The sequence below is a fragment of the Streptococcus sp. A69 genome, from assembly GCF_058556195.1.
Window position 1 is genome coordinate 599242 of record NZ_JBZUJU010000001.1, and the last position, 14341, is coordinate 613582.

Here is a 14341-nt window from a genome sequence, read left to right on the forward strand (position 1 = left end):
GACAAAACAAATGCCAAAGGTAAGACTGAGTCCCAAAGCAATGCCAAAAAATATATTGGTTAGAGTCATGTTTCCCTCTTAATATTCTACAATTACATCTGTCTCTAATTGACGTTTGAGATGACTAGCAACATCAGAGTAGTCTTTAAATTTACTTCTATTCTTAGAGTTAATCATAAGGTAACCTGTTTGGAATTGAATTCCTTGGTTTCCATCTTCTCCATGAAAAACTAAACTGCTCAGTTTCTCCTGCAAACCATTCAAATAGAGTTGCTTCAAAGAATCTTGACTACTATTAGATAAAACAAGAAAATTCCCATCTGAAACGTAATAGAGTTTATCGTTGTAACTCAATTCCTGAGAAATTACCTCTTGAATGCGACTGAGCATCAGATTATGTTCTTTCGGTTTAATCTGGAAGAACAAATCTTCATGTGCCCAATGAATCAATAGAGATTGAACCGTCACATCACTTTGTGCAGTTACCATAGCCTGGTAATCTGCTCGAGCTTCATCTTCCTGTTCTTGGACCTTTGAAGCTACCTTGAAGAAATAATAACGAACTTTAAGTAGAATCCCAATCAAAAGTGGAAAACTGATTAATAAGAAGATCAGTTGAATGATTGGGATATAAACCACACCCGCAACCAAAACGATAAGTCCAAAACCAAATGCTAAGATAAGGGTCCAAGTAAGCAAAAGGTCAGATAATACCAACACTGCAAACAAGGCTAAAGCTAAAAACAAGATTTGTTCTAAAATGATTGATCGAGCATACAAAAAACAAAGTACCAAAAGAATGACCTCACAAGCAAGCAAAGCCATAAGCCAGTTTTTAAATCGACTCCAATTTTTCATTTTTTCTTATTTCCCCCTTTGAATTCAGATACAGAAGTCGCTCCCCCAAAGTACTGTTGAATGGATTGTACGATTCGTTCAGAGGCTCTTCCATCTCCATAAGGATTTGGTGCCTGAGACATTTTTCTATAAAGAGTTTCATCTGTTAAGAGTTCTGCCATAGCATCTTTGACACGTACTGGATCCGTACCAACTAGTTTCAAGGTTCCTGCACGAACACCTTCTGGACGTTCCGTCGTGTCACGAAGAACAAGGACAGGTTTGCCGAGAGAAGGCGCCTCTTCCTGAACACCTCCAGAGTCAGTCATGATAAAATCACTTCTTGAAGCCAAATTATGAAAATCAAGTACATCTAAAGGCTCAATCAAGTGAATGCGCTCATGACCAGCTAGAATATCCTTTGCTGCTTCTTGCACAGCAGGGCTAAGGTGAACAGGATAAACAACTTCAATTTCCTGATGAAGATCGACCATCTCACGTAAAGCTGCAAAGACATTTCTCATTGGATGACCTTGATTCTCACGACGATGCATGGTTACCAATACAAGTTTCTTATCTGGATCCAATTGATCTAGAACTTCATGATAGTAATCCGATTGAACGGTTAGTTTCAAGGCATCAATGGCTGTATTCCCCGTAATGACAATAGCAGACTCAGGGTGATTTTCCTTGAGGAGATTTTCTTTACTCTCACTAGTTGGAGCAAAATAGAGATCCGCTAGGTTATCAGTCATCTGACGATTCATTTCCTCTGGGAAAGGAGAATACTTATCAAAGGTCCTCAGACCAGCTTCAACGTGGCCGATACGTACCTGATTATAGAAAGCAACTAAACTTGCTACAAAAGTTGTTGTTGTATCTCCATGAACAAGAATTATATCTGGAAGTTCTTGCTTAACAACTGGATCAAACTTTTCTAAAATTTTTCCAGTAATATCTAAGAGGGATTGATTTTTCCCCATAATATCCAGGTCATAATGTGGCTCGATGCTAAACGTTTCAAGAACTTGATCTAGCATTTGACGATGCTGAGCTGTCACAACTGTAATCGTCTCAATACTATCACTATGTTTTTGCAATTCTAACACTAAAGGGGCCATTTTAATAGCTTCTGGTCGTGTTCCAAAAACAACCATCACTTTCAATTTCTTCATTATGGTATCCTTCTACTATAATAAAATTTGACACATCAGATTAATCTTTATATCGAATTATTGCGCAAATCAATTAATTTGATTATCTTAATTATTTTACCGCTAATTAATTTATATGTCAAATTTTTCCAAGTATATTATTGCATTTAATTTAATTTTAAATAATCGTAATATTTTTTGTAACGCTGTGATTTATAGCTTGTAAACCTTATACCTTAAAGTTTCCTTAAAATTTTTTTGAGTGAAGTATTTTTTAAACATTCTAAAACTTACCATTATCTAAATATTTATTTTTTCTTAATAATTCAGATAATTATATTTTAGCGTTTCATAGAATATATCTCTTTTTCTAATACGAAAAAATCCCTCTCTAATGAAAAAGGGATTTACGACTTCTTGCTATTTTAAAGTTAAACCTTATAAGATCTATCTTAAATCAAATCTTTTGACAGATATAAAACAAGGTCACCGATATCTTCACAAACTGCATTTATGGCCGGTTGATAGTTCTGATACCAAACTCCCGTACCATCTGGAATATAGCCACGTTTGATGTACAATCTCTGGGCAGGTCCATAGTCTGAGTGCAAACCTACACCCAACGTCACTTTGTCCGAAAAAAGCTTTACTCGTTTTTCTGCTTCTTCCAGCAAGAGATTGCCAATACCTTGATTTTGAAAGGGTTCAAAGACATTGAAATCTGAAAGTTCTGGAGCCATTCTAGCAAAGGGCCCCTGCTTAGCATCGGGTAAAATAGTAATGTAGCCCGCTACAACACCATCAATCTCTGCAACTAATACCTCTCTCTCCCCATTTTTCTGCTCCTTAAAATATCGAGTTAAAATCTCCTCTCTACTTGGCCAACCTTGGCTAGTAAATCCTCGAGAGAGATCTTTAATGTCAGATTCTTGCATTTTTCTAATTGAACAAGTCGTCTTCATAAGTTGCTCCTTTAAAGCTTTCTCCTACTATTATAGCACGATAATAAAAATTAAAAGAAATAACCTAGTAAGAAAAAAGGAGCTCTGTCCAACCGAGGGCTGAAAAAAAGACCCACTCGGGTCTTAATTCACTTTCTTGTTTTCAAGCTCATGAAAAAGAGGTCCACTGGACCTCAACTCGCCTTCTCATTTCAAAGCTTATGAAAAAGAGGTCCACCGGACCTCTTTTTTAATCTTCGTTTACGAAAGGCATCAAAGCCATTACGCGAGCGCGTTTGATAGCTGTTGTTACTTTACGTTGGTTTTTAGCTGAAGTTCCAGTTACACGACGAGGAAGAATTTTCCCACGTTCTGAAACGAAACGGCTAAGAAGCTCAGTATCTTTGTAATCAACATATTCAATTTTGTTTGCTGCGATGTAATCAACTTTTTTACGGCGTTTGAATCCGCCACGACGTTGTTGAGCCATGTTTTTTCTCCTTTATAGTATTAATTGTCCATTAGAATGGTAAATCATCATCTGAAATGTCCAATGGATTGGTTGCTCCAAATGGATTTTCAGAACGTGAAAAGTCTGGTACTGGGTTTGCAGGTGCTGATTGACCAGCAGTTGGTGCAGAATAAGCGCCACTTGAATGTCCTTCACGCACTCCGCGGCTTTCCAACATTTGGAAATTATCCGCCACGACTTCTGTTACGTAAACACGTTGTCCTTGCTGGTTATCGTAACTACGAGTCTGGATACGACCTGTAATCCCGATAAGAGAGCCTTTTTTAGCCCAGTTAGCAAGATTTTCAGCCTGTTGACGCCACATAACGACATTGATGAAATCAGCCTCACGTTCGCCATTTTGACTCTTAAATGTACGGTTTACTGCAAGAGTAAAAGTCGCAACTGCTACATTTGATGAAGTATAACGCAACTCAGCGTCACGTGTCATACGCCCTACAAGTACAACATTGTTAATCATAATCTACCTTCTTACGCGTCAAGTTTGACGATCATGTGACGAAGAATGTCAGCGTTGATTTTTGAAAGACGGTCAAACTCTTTAAGAGCTGCGTCGTCGTTTGCTTCAACGTTAACGATGTGGTAAAGTCCTTCGCGGAAATCTTGGATTTCGTATGCAAGACGACGTTTTTCCCAATCTTTTGATTCAACAACAGTTGCACCGTTGTCAGTCAAGATAGAGTCAAAACGTGCTACCAAAGCGTTTTTCGCTTCTTCTTCAATGTTTGGACGAATGATATAAAGAATTTCGTATTTAGCCATTGATATGTTCCTCCTTTTGGTCTAATGACCCCCAGTCTTTGCAAGGGGTAAGTGAGGTTCGCTCACAATAAACCATTATACTAGAAAAACTGATAGATAGCAAGATAAAAGTGAAAAAAGAAGATGAAATTATCTTCTTTTTGCTAGTTTATGGTTTGATACGGTGCAACATACGTGGGAATGGAATAGCTTCACGGATGTGTTTGGTTCCTGCTGCGAAAGTGACCATACGTTCAATACCGATACCAAATCCACCGTGTGGTACTGTACCGTATTTACGAAGGTCAAGGTAGAATTCGTATTCTGTACGATCCATACCAAGTTCTTCCATCTTAGCGACAAGGGCATCATAGTCTTCCTCACGCATAGAACCACCGATGATTTCTCCGTAACCTTCTGGTGCAAGCAAATCTGCACAAAGCACACGATCTGGGTTACCAGGAACTGGTTTCATGTAGAAGGCCTTGATAGCTGCTGGGTAGTTGATAACGAAGGTTGGTACACCAAAGTGGTTTGAAATCCATGTTTCATGCGGTGAACCGAAGTCATCTCCATGTTCCAAATGCTCGTAGTCTGCATCAGCATCATTTTCATGCTCTTGCAAGAGGTCAATGGCTTGATCGTAAGTGATGCGTTTGAATGGCTCTGCAATGTAGCGTTTCAAAAGCTCCGTATCACGTTCCAAAGTTTCCAAGGCTTGGGGAGCACGGTCAAGTACACCTTGAAGAAGGGCTTTCACATAAGCTTCTTGCAAGTCAAGGGACTCATCGTGTGTCAAGTATGAGTACTCTGCGTCCATCATCCAGAACTCAGTCAAGTGACGGCGTGTTTTTGATTTTTCAGCACGGAATACTGGACCAAAGTCAAAGACACGACCAAGGGCCATAGCACCCGCTTCAAGATAAAGCTGACCTGATTGGCTCAAGTAGGCCGGGGTTCCGAAATAGTCAGTTTCAAAGAGTTCAGTTGAATCCTCTGCCGCATTTCCTGAAAGAATTGGACTATCAAATTTCATGAAACCGTTCTTGTCGAAAAACTCATAAGTCGCATAGATAATAGCGTTACGGATTTGCATAACAGCCACTTGCTTACGAGAGCGGAGCCACAAGTGACGGTTGTCCATCAAGAAGTCTGTTCCGTGTTCTTTTGGTGTGATTGGGTAGTCTTGAGATTCACCAATCACTTCGATGTCTGTAATATCCAACTCATAGCCAAACTTAGAACGTTCGTCTTCTTTGACAATTCCTGTCACATAAACAGAAGTTTCTTGGCTCAAGCGTTTGATGGTGTCAAATTTTTCAAGACCTACCTCTTCACCAAATTTTTCAATAAAGTTTGGTTTAAAGGCTACACCTTGGAAGAAGGCAGTTCCATCACGCAATTGCAAGAAGGCAATTTTTCCTTTTCCTGATTTGTTGGCAACCCAGGCTCCAATGGTCACTTCTTGACCAACGTAGTCTTTTACATCGATAATTGTTACACGTTTTGTCATAATCTATCTTCCTTTTTTCGTTTAACTTGTCCGAAGACGTCATTACCCATTATTTTACCATAAATGGGCTGCGATATCTAGGTTCTACTAAAGAAAAATCGCGAGATTTTCGTTACAAAAAATCTTCGCTAAAAAGGCGAAGATTCTAAGTTTTATTTTTCCATAAATTGATGCAAGCGACGAATAGCTTCTTTTAATGTATCCAAGTCTGTTGCATAGCTGAGACGGACATTTTCTGGAGCTCCGAATCCTGCTCCTGTAATCAAGGCAAGACCGACTTCCTCAAGAATAGCCGTTGTAAAGTCCGTCACATTGGTATAGCCCTTCATCTCCATCGCTTTTTTAACATTTGGGAAGAGATAGAAGGCTCCTTGTGGCTTGACAACTTCAAATCCTGGCACTTGGCACAAGAGAGGATAAATGGTATTCAAACGTTCCTCAAATGCTTGGCGCATGATTTCGACAGAGTCTTGTGGTCCAGTTAGGGCTTCAATGGTAGCATATTGTGATACAGCAGTTAGGTTTGAGGTTGTTTGTCCTGTTAGCTTGCTCATGGCAGCAATAATCTCAGGATTTCCCACAGCATAACCTACCCGCCAACCAGTCATGGCATAAGCCTTAGATACACCGTTAATCACGATGGTTTGCTTGCGAATGGCTTCTGACAGACTAGAGATTGGAACAAATTCGTTCCCGTTATAAACCAAACGACCATAAATATCATCTGCTAGGATAAGGACATCATGCACAACAGCCCAATTTCCGATAGCCAAGAGTTCCTCACGAGAGTAGATCATACCGGTCGGATTAGATGGCGAATTGAGAACCAAGACCTTTGTCTTATCTGTTCGGGCCGCTTCTAGCTGCTCGACTGTCACCTTAAAGTGATTGTCTTCCTTGGCTTGGACAAAGACTGGCACACCTTCTGCCATCTTGACTTGGTCTCCATAACTGACCCAGTATGGTGTAGGGATGATGACCTCATCACCTGGATTGACCACAGCCATAAAAAAGGTATAGAGAGAGAACTTAGCACCTGTGGCAAAGGTAACCTCGTTGGCTGCTACGGAATAGCCATAGTAGCGTTCAAAATAGGTATTAACCGCAGCCTTTAAGTCTGGTAGACCTGAAGCAACTGTATAAAAGGAAGCACGGCCATCACGAATCGCTTCCACCGCCGCATCCTGAATATTTTCAGGAGTATGAAAATCAGGCTGTCCCAAGGTTAAGAAAAGAACATCTTTTCCCTGAGCTTTTAAAGCTTTGGCTCTTGCATCACTGGCTAGAGTGACGCTTTCTTCCATTTCTAGTACACGTTTGGATAGTTTCATATGTCCTCCTTATTGGATCAATGCTCCAGTTTCAAAGTCGACCAGATAGTACTGGTTTCCTGACTTAACTTCCCAAATCGGCTTGTCCTGATAACGACCAAAAGTAATCTTGTCAATGTCGCTAGCTCCTTTTTCCCTCGAAATCGTTGCCGCCTTGTCTTGAGAAATCCCCTTATCTAGCTGATAGACATAAATTTTGTGGTCATTCTTTTCAATCAGTACTGCAATGGCCTCTTGCTTTTTATTATGTCCTAAAACGCTGTAATAACCTTCTAGTCCATTATAAAAATCAACCTGATCTGCCTTTTCCAATTCTGCATACTGCTTGGCCAGTTTTTCTCCTTCAACCCTAGCATCTTGATAGGGTTTCATGCTGAGTGATATCAGATAAAGAAAGGAAGTCGTCATGACTAGCAGTACCAGAGAAATGCCGATTCCATATTGTATAAGTAGCTTATTTTTTGCTTTTTTCTGTCTTAGTTTCACTCGTCTATTTTACCATCTCTCCTCCTTTATTACAAGTGAAGACAGGAACATTCCGAGATTATTTTCCCTTTGAAATTAAATACAATATCTGCCTGTCTATCAAATACTGTTTTCTCAGAACTAAGTTTTTCCACCCCTAACAAGTAAACTTAGCTGAGCACATTTATTGCTAATTAGTATTATTTGTTGTAACATAGATGGTGACAAAAGAGTTCACTCTTTGAATTTTAAACTAAAGGAGACACGTCATGTCTAAAAAAGTACTATTTATCGTCGGTTCATTACGCCAAGGTTCTTTCAACCACCAAATGGCCCTCGAAGCTGAGAAAGCACTTGCTGGCAAAGTGGAAGTTAGCTATCTTGATTACTCAGCTGTTCCTCTCTTCAGCCAAGATTTGGAAGTTCCAACTCATCCAGCTGTAGCTGCTGCTCGTGAAGCAGTCCTTGCTGCGGATGCAATCTGGATCTTCTCTCCAGTCTACAACTTCTCTATCCCTGGAACAGTGAAAAACTTGCTTGACTGGCTCTCTCGTGCCATTGATTTGTCTGATACACGTGGTGCTTCTGCCCTCCAAGACAAGTTTGTTACTGTCTCATCTGTAGCCAATGCCGGTCACGAACAACTCTTTGCGATTTATAAAGACCTCTTGCCATTTATCCGCACACAAGTCGTTGGTGACTTTACTGCCGCTCGTGTCAATGACTCTGCTTGGGCAGACGGAAAATTGGTGTTAGAAGAAGCAACTGCTTCATCACTTGAAAAACAAGCTGACAACCTTCTTGCAGCCATCAACTAATCCAGCAAAAACCAGCTCATTCGAGCTGGTTTTATGCTTGTTTCACAAAGACGAGTTCTAAGTCACTTGATAAATCAGGTTGGTATTCAAAGCCGGCGAAGCGGAGCTTACGAGTTTGTTCGACTGTTTGAACTTGCCCTTCTATCAAGGCTGTCAAAAAAGCCCCACGCGCTTTCTTGGAAATGGTTGAGTGAATCTTCAGCTGACCAGCCTTGTCCTCCATAAATTTGAAGGTCACCATCTTTTCTCTGATTTCCTTAGAAAATACTGTTTCAAACTCTGATGACAAGAGAGAAAATATCAAGTCCTCATCCTCTAGCGCCTCATCGTAGGCTGACTTCCAATGACTCTTTAAAGTCTTACCAGTGACTTTTAACTTCATCAAGAAGTCCAAACGGTGAGGAGCTATTGGAGATAGAGCTGGAAAAACGCCATACAAAGCTGATGTAATTAAAACATGATCTTCCAGATAGGCTTGTTCAGTCTCAGTCAACTCATCTCGTTTGATGTGGCGATACATAAGACCATCAAAGAGTTTCAAAGCTGGATAGTTTTTGGCTCTTTGTTCTTTTAAGGCTTGGATGCGTTCATATTCCTCTTGCGCTTTTTCGGCAGAGATTTTGTAAAACTTCTCTAGTTCTTGAGTAGAGTAAGTCGCTAGTTCATCAAGGACTGCCTGACTTTCGGGACGCAATGGATACGCATCTAAACTAAGGATTTTGGTGTTCATTTCTTTTGCTGTTGGGATTAAAATTTTCATATTGTTAGTATAGCATATTTTTCAACCACGACCAAGAATTTCATCTTAAAAACCTCGGTTCACACCGAGGTTTCTCTGTTTATTTTGGCCATCCTAACCAGATAGCCGCGAGAACAAGGGCTGTCCAGCTAAGCTTGTTAAGATAGATAAGAATTTATCTTTTTTCTCCTTGAACTGAGAAAACCTATTTTTATACTCAATGAAAATCAAAGAGCAAACTAGGAAGCTAGCCGCAGGCTGTACTTGAGTACGGCAAGGCGACGCTGACGTAGTTTGAATTTGATTTTCGAAGAGTATTATTGTACTTTAAAGGTCTTGAGATAATTATCTTTTCCAACTTTACCTTCGAAGGATTGGCCATTTTCAAGGTAAGGAAGGTCGTCTGATACGGAGGCCTTGACCTTGTAGATTTTGCCATCAACTTTAAAGAAGTAGACAGTATCCCCCTTGATAACAGCTGATTTAAGATCTGAAACCACTCCCTTGATACTTTCTGCCGTTTCATTATCCAGGTCGAGGTCGTTTTTATTGGCATATTTGCTGAGGAGTTCATCTACCGTAGTTGCTACGATGACGTTTTGGTACTCCACGGCATCGACCAATGCATACTCCTTGACCAAGCCTGCATTGTCCTTCAAGCCCATGATATAAAGAGGCTTGTCATTGAGATTGACAAGGATAGGGAAGGTAGCCTTGTAGGCCTTCTCTTGCACTGCTCCCTCAGCCGAAGCACGGGCAGATTCTTCGGTTGCTGAAGCTAGATTGTACTTGGTGATTTCACCAGTTCGCATATTTTCAAGGATAAATCCTAGATTACTTTCGTCAGCATTTGCTGAAGTGACCCCTGTGTAGAGATAAATGTCATTTCCGATAGAAAGATAGTTATAGCCCTCGGTCGTTTGGGTAACGTTTTTCTTAGAAATCAAGGCATTCCAGAAGCCGTCTTTATACTTGCCGTTGTAGTTGATTTGCTCGATAGTTTCTTCAGCTGGGTAGACACGATCCACCCATTCTGGCACTTCATCCAAGCTGTATTCCTTGGTTTCTCCATTGGTAGCGTCTAAGATAATAACCGATGAAGGACGAGGTACTCCTAGACCAAACTGCTTTTGATAAACGGTTGCTACATAGAAGGGATTGCCTTCATCATCCACCTCAAAGGATGGCGTTTTAAAAATCTTGGTTGGGTACTTGATCCGAAGATGACGTTTGACGTCTCGGTTAAAATACTCGGAGTCTGAATACTTCATCGGTGTTTTCAAGTCTACCAATTCAGCGTTCCCTGTCACCATATCAACCTTGATATACTCGCCAATTCCCTTGGACTGATTATTAAACCATTTGATCGGGTCGGCATACTCCAAAGGTGTCACCCGATAGGGTTTGCCATCAACCGTCAGCTGGGTATAAGTATCTGCTGCTACGTACTGGGAGACCTTATCCGTCAGCGAGCCTAGATAACGGTCTCCAATCTTTTCTGCAGTGCTCCGATCTAGGATTGGAACCTTACTGGTATCACTCTTAGGAAAATCTTTAAAGTCTTTTTCTGTGATAGACACCACATTAGCATAGTTTTTTGCTTGGAAAAAGCTAGAGGTCACTAGGCTTACCAGACCAGCAAGGGCAAAGATAAGGCCTGCAGCCAGCAACAATCCTCCACCTAATTTATTAAAATGAAGCCCTTCTAGATTGAGTTCGTTGGCAACCTTTCCATGACGTACGTGAACCGTCTTGAGGAGATTGGTATCCTTTCGGAAACTAAACAAAATACCCATCACCACCAGATGCCCACATAGGAAAAAGATAAATTCCCAACTAGTAAGATTAAGTGGCGGCAAAAAGATATACCAAGTCGTTGCGATAAAAACAAGTTCAAAAAGTATGCGTTTCATCTGAGTTCCTCCTAAATAATCCGTCCTTCCAAATGATCCAGTTCATGTTGGCAGATCTGAGCTGGAAAACCTGTCAGTGTAATGGTCTGTTCCTGCCACTTGCTATCGCGATAGGAAACCGCAATCGTTTCATAACGAGTCGTTGGCCGTACCCCAGTCAAGGACAAACACCCTTCCTCTGTCTCGTAAGGTCCATTAAAGGAAAGGAGAACGGGATTAAACATGACCATAGGAACCAAGCCAAGATTAAAGATAATGACACGCTTCTGCACCCCAATCATATTAGCCGCCAGACCAACACAGGTCTCGCGATTGGCTAGCAGGGTATCCTGTAAATCTCTAGCCAGATAAAGGTCTTCCTGACTTGCAGCTTTCGAAACTTGCGATAGGAATAAGACATCTCGGACAATTTTCTTTTCCATTTCTTTCACTCCTTGCCATTTTACTTTATTATAGCATAAAAGTGGATAACTCCTAACTATTCTCCTCAAATGCAAAAAAGCCATCCGAAGATGACTTTCTTTTTAAATCGCGTTCTTATCAAGACCAAGTTTACGTTGAACAAACTTAACGATTTCTACGATAAGTATCATTGAGAAGCTTCCAGCCAGAACAATGGCCCATTGTGACAAGTCTAGTTTGGTTACGTGGAAGATGCTTTCTAATGGGTCGATAACAATAGTTGATGCTAGTAAAATAAATGAAACCAAGATTGACCAGTTGAAAGTTTTAGATTTAAATGGACCAACAGTCAAAATAGACTGGTAAACAGATTTTACATTGTAGGCATGGAAGAGCTGGATCAAACCAAGTGTTGCAAAGGCCATAGTAAGAGCATCAGCGTGGATAGCTTGATTGTCACCCACATGAACTGGGTAAAGAAGGGCAAGACCATAAACAGCCAGAACAAGGGCACCTTGAAGGAGACCTTGATAGATGATGGAACTCATGACCCCACCTGAGAAGAAGCTTGACTTGCGTCCACGTGGTTTGTGGGTCATAACACCTGGCTCAGCTGGCTCAACACCGAGAGCAATAGCTGGGAAGGTATCCGTTACCAAGTTAATCCACAAGAGATGAACTGGCTGTAGGACATCCCAACCAAACAAGGTTGACAGGAAGATGGTTAATACCTCAGCCGTATTGGCAGAAAGAAGATACTGAATAGTCTTTTGAATGTTTGAGAAGACCTTACGTCCTTCTTCAACTGCGACGATAATGGTCGCAAAGTTGTCATCCGCAAGAATCATATCAGAAGCCCCCTTAGAAACCTCTGTACCAGTTATTCCCATACCGATACCGATATCAGCTGTTTTCAGAGCTGGCGCATCATTAACACCATCACCTGTCATGGCAACGACCTTACCTTGATTTTGCCAAGCTTTCACGATACGAACCTTGTGTTCTGGAGATACACGCGCGTAAACAGAGTATTGACCAACGACTTTTTCAAATTCTTCATCTGAAAGTTCGTTCAATTCCGCACCTGTCAGAACATGGTCCGCCGTATCTTTTTCATCAATGATTCCCAGACGTTTGGCAATGGCTTCCGCTGTGTCTTGGTGGTCACCAGTGATCATGATTGGACGGATTCCTGCTTCTTTAGCCACACGAACGGCTTCTGCTGCTTCGGCACGTTCAGGGTCAATCATCCCAATCAAACCAGTAAAGATCAAGTTGTTTTCAAGCTCTTCAGAAATGAGGTTTTCTGGAATGCTGTCAATAATCTTATAAGCACCTGCAAGGACACGCAAAGCTTGGTGAGCCATGTCAGAGTTGTTTGTATGGATTAATTCAGTGACTTTCTCATCAATCGGAGCAATATCTCCAGCCTTGTCACGAGCAACACAACGTTTCAAAAGTTGATCTGGAGCCCCTTTGACTGCTACGAGGAATTTACCATCTGGCAATGGATGAACCGTTGACATGAGTTTACGATCTGAGTCAAACGGCAATTCAGCTACACGAGGATATTTCTCTAAGAACTCTTTAACATCATAGCCCTTGTCCAAGGCATACTGGATGAAGGCTGTTTCGGTTGGATCACCAATCAGGTTTCCCTCAGCATCAATCTTGGTATCATTAGCCAAGACAACTGAACGAAGTAGTGGCATGTCCAAGCCAAGTTCAATGTCATCAGCAGAATCATGTAGGACTGCATCGTAGAAGACTTTTTCGACTGTCATCTTGTTCATAGTAAGTGTACCAGTCTTATCAGAAGCGATGATCTCAGTCGAACCAAGCGTTTCAACTGCTGGCAACTTACGAACGATAGAGTTTCGTTTTGCCAAAACTTGAGTACCAAGGGCAAGAACGATGGTCACGATAGCAGGAAGTCCTTCTGGGATGGCTGCAACAGCAAGCGCAACAGAGGTCATCAACTCACCAAGTGGATCTTTTCCTTGGATGAAGACTCCAACTACAAAAGTAACAAGGGCAATAACCAAAATTGCATAGGTTAAGACCTTAGAAAGGTTGTTCAAGTTTTGTTTAAGAGGTGTATCCGTCTCATCAGCATCTTGGAGCATGCCAGCGATATGACCCACTTCAGTATACATACCTGTATTGACAACAACACCAAGACCACGACCATAAGTCACGTTTGAGTTTTGGAAGGCCATATTGACACGGTCACCAATACCAGCATCTGCAGCAAGCTCGACTGTCAAGTCTTTTTCAACTGGAACAGACTCACCTGTTAGAGCTGCTTCTTCGATTTTAAGAGAGTTGGCTTCTAGCAAACGTAGGTCTGCTGGTACGACGTCACCTGCTTCAAGAGCAACGATATCACCTGGTACCAATTCTTTGGAATCAATCTCTGCCATGTGCCCATCACGAATAACGCGAGCAGCTGGACTGGACATAGACTTGAGGGCCTTGATAGCTTCTTCTGCTTTTCCTTCTTGGTAAACACCAAAGGCAGCGTTGATGATAACCACGGCTAGGATAATGATGGCATCTGCGATATCTTCCCCACCAGAAGTTATGACTGATAAGATAGCTGCAGCAATTAGGATGATAATCATCAAATCCTTAAACTGTTCAATGAATTTAACCAAGAGAGATTTTTTCTCACCCTCTTCCAGTTCATTGCGTCCATATTCAGCTAGGCGTTTTTGCACTTCGCTTGACGAAAGGCCTTGCTCAGTTGCTTCAACTGACTTCAAGACCTCTTCAGGACTTTGAGTATAAAACGCTTGGCGTTTTTGTTCTTTTGACATGCGTCTCCTCCTTGACATTGTGTGCAAAACAAGTTCTCTTTTTGTTTTATGACAAACAAAAAGAGACTTGTTAATCATAACAAGTCTCGCTGTTTAAGATAGGGCCGGAAGGTATACTTTGCAGTACACAATTCGG

At 41.3% G+C, this 14341-nt stretch carries 14 protein-coding genes and 1 pseudogene; 1 reads left to right on the plus strand and 14 read right to left on the minus strand.

Going from position 1 to position 14341, the window contains the following annotated elements:
- Positions 1 to 78: 78 nt before the first annotated feature.
- The 9 genes from AC4ME5_RS03075 to AC4ME5_RS03115 form a co-directional block, all read right to left on the minus strand.
- Positions 79 to 858: a hypothetical protein gene (locus AC4ME5_RS03075; protein WP_491799846.1), complete on the minus strand. Its 780-nt coding sequence runs from the start codon at positions 856 to 858 to the stop codon at positions 79 to 81.
- Positions 855 to 2012, minus strand: a complete 1158-nt coding sequence (gene wecB / locus AC4ME5_RS03080; protein WP_491799848.1) for a non-hydrolyzing UDP-N-acetylglucosamine 2-epimerase — start codon at positions 2010 to 2012, stop codon at positions 855 to 857. The genes AC4ME5_RS03075 and wecB overlap by 4 nt, the downstream gene beginning before the upstream one ends.
- Positions 2013 to 2443: 431 nt before the next feature.
- On the minus strand, positions 2444 to 2953 hold the full coding sequence (locus AC4ME5_RS03085) for a GNAT family N-acetyltransferase (RefSeq protein WP_491799849.1): 510 nt from the start codon (positions 2951 to 2953) through the stop codon (positions 2444 to 2446).
- Between the two features lie 229 nt (positions 2954 to 3182).
- Positions 3183 to 3422 (minus strand): 30S ribosomal protein S18, encoded by a 240-nt coding sequence (gene rpsR, locus AC4ME5_RS03090; RefSeq protein WP_000068664.1) that lies wholly within the window; start codon positions 3420 to 3422, stop codon positions 3183 to 3185.
- Positions 3423 to 3453: 31 nt separating this feature from the next.
- Positions 3454 to 3924 (minus strand): single-stranded DNA-binding protein, encoded by a 471-nt coding sequence (locus AC4ME5_RS03095; RefSeq protein ID WP_491799864.1) that lies wholly within the window; start codon positions 3922 to 3924, stop codon positions 3454 to 3456.
- Between the two features lie 11 nt (positions 3925 to 3935).
- Positions 3936 to 4226 carry a 30S ribosomal protein S6 gene (gene rpsF, locus AC4ME5_RS03100; RefSeq protein ID WP_002896497.1) on the minus strand — a complete coding sequence of 97 codons (291 nt, stop codon included), beginning with the start codon at positions 4224 to 4226 and terminating at the stop codon, positions 3936 to 3938.
- A gap of 148 nt (positions 4227 to 4374) precedes the next feature.
- A complete protein-coding gene (gene asnS, locus AC4ME5_RS03105; RefSeq protein ID WP_491799867.1) occupies positions 4375 to 5718 on the minus strand; it encodes an asparagine--tRNA ligase in 1344 nt (447 codons plus the stop codon).
- A 152-nt stretch (positions 5719 to 5870) separates the two neighbouring features.
- Positions 5871 to 7049, minus strand: a complete 1179-nt coding sequence (locus AC4ME5_RS03110) for a pyridoxal phosphate-dependent aminotransferase (protein ID WP_220107179.1) — start codon at positions 7047 to 7049, stop codon at positions 5871 to 5873.
- A gap of 9 nt (positions 7050 to 7058) precedes the next feature.
- Positions 7059 to 7535: a cell wall elongation regulator TseB-like domain-containing protein gene (locus tag AC4ME5_RS03115; protein ID WP_213952179.1), complete on the minus strand. Its 477-nt coding sequence runs from the start codon at positions 7533 to 7535 to the stop codon at positions 7059 to 7061.
- Between the two features lie 248 nt (positions 7536 to 7783).
- Here AC4ME5_RS03115 and AC4ME5_RS03120 point away from each other — a divergent pair, with 248 nt between their 5' ends.
- The gene (locus AC4ME5_RS03120; protein ID WP_491799869.1) at positions 7784 to 8332 is read left to right on the plus strand and encodes an NAD(P)H-dependent oxidoreductase; all 549 of its coding nucleotides are present in this window, start codon (positions 7784 to 7786) and stop codon (positions 8330 to 8332) included.
- 31 nt (positions 8333 to 8363) lie between these two features.
- Here AC4ME5_RS03120 and yaaA read toward each other — a convergent pair whose 3' ends face one another.
- The 5 genes and pseudogenes from yaaA to AC4ME5_RS03145 all read right to left on the minus strand — a co-directional run bounded on the left by yaaA (position 8364) and on the right by AC4ME5_RS03145 (position 14205).
- Complete coding sequence (gene yaaA, locus AC4ME5_RS03125; protein WP_491799871.1) at positions 8364 to 9092, minus strand: peroxide stress protein YaaA; 729 nt, start codon at positions 9090 to 9092, stop codon at positions 8364 to 8366.
- Between the two features lie 79 nt (positions 9093 to 9171).
- Positions 9172 to 9302, minus strand: a pseudogene (locus AC4ME5_RS03130) (DUF3953 domain-containing protein).
- 86 nt (positions 9303 to 9388) lie between these two features.
- Positions 9389 to 10984 (minus strand): hypothetical protein, encoded by a 1596-nt coding sequence (locus AC4ME5_RS03135; RefSeq protein WP_491799873.1) that lies wholly within the window; start codon positions 10982 to 10984, stop codon positions 9389 to 9391.
- Between the two features lie 11 nt (positions 10985 to 10995).
- Positions 10996 to 11406 (minus strand): peptide deformylase, encoded by a 411-nt coding sequence (locus AC4ME5_RS03140; protein ID WP_491799875.1) that lies wholly within the window; start codon positions 11404 to 11406, stop codon positions 10996 to 10998.
- A gap of 102 nt (positions 11407 to 11508) precedes the next feature.
- Positions 11509 to 14205 (minus strand): cation-translocating P-type ATPase, encoded by a 2697-nt coding sequence (locus AC4ME5_RS03145; protein ID WP_000032440.1) that lies wholly within the window; start codon positions 14203 to 14205, stop codon positions 11509 to 11511.
- Between the last annotated feature and the right edge of the window lie 136 nt (positions 14206 to 14341).

Excerpts from the sequence above, each read along its gene's own strand:
- wecB (WP_491799848.1), bottom strand. The coding sequence starts at position 2,012 with ATGAAGAAATTGAAAGTGATGGTTGTTTTTGGAACACGACCAGAAGCT.
- rpsR (WP_000068664.1), bottom strand. The coding sequence starts at position 3,422 with ATGGCTCAACAACGTCGTGGCGGATTCAAACGCCGTAAAAAAGTTGAT.
- AC4ME5_RS03095 (WP_491799864.1), bottom strand. The coding sequence starts at position 3,924 with ATGATTAACAATGTTGTACTTGTAGGGCGTATGACACGTGACGCTGAG.
- yaaA (WP_491799871.1), bottom strand. The coding sequence starts at position 9,092 with ATGAAAATTTTAATCCCAACAGCAAAAGAAATGAACACCAAAATCCTT.
- asnS (WP_491799867.1), bottom strand. The coding sequence starts at position 5,718 with ATGACAAAACGTGTAACAATTATCGATGTAAAAGACTACGTTGGTCAA.
- AC4ME5_RS03120 (WP_491799869.1), top strand. The coding sequence starts at position 7,784 with ATGTCTAAAAAAGTACTATTTATCGTCGGTTCATTACGCCAAGGTTCT.
- AC4ME5_RS03135 (WP_491799873.1), bottom strand. The coding sequence starts at position 10,984 with ATGAAACGCATACTTTTTGAACTTGTTTTTATCGCAACGACTTGGTAT.
- AC4ME5_RS03110 (WP_220107179.1), bottom strand. The coding sequence starts at position 7,049 with ATGAAACTATCCAAACGTGTACTAGAAATGGAAGAAAGCGTCACTCTA.
- AC4ME5_RS03085 (WP_491799849.1), bottom strand. The coding sequence starts at position 2,953 with ATGAAGACGACTTGTTCAATTAGAAAAATGCAAGAATCTGACATTAAA.
- AC4ME5_RS03075 (WP_491799846.1), bottom strand. The coding sequence starts at position 858 with ATGAAAAATTGGAGTCGATTTAAAAACTGGCTTATGGCTTTGCTTGCT.
- rpsF (WP_002896497.1), bottom strand. The coding sequence starts at position 4,226 with ATGGCTAAATACGAAATTCTTTATATCATTCGTCCAAACATTGAAGAA.
- AC4ME5_RS03140 (WP_491799875.1), bottom strand. The coding sequence starts at position 11,406 with ATGGAAAAGAAAATTGTCCGAGATGTCTTATTCCTATCGCAAGTTTCG.
- AC4ME5_RS03145 (WP_000032440.1), bottom strand. The coding sequence starts at position 14,205 with ATGTCAAAAGAACAAAAACGCCAAGCGTTTTATACTCAAAGTCCTGAA.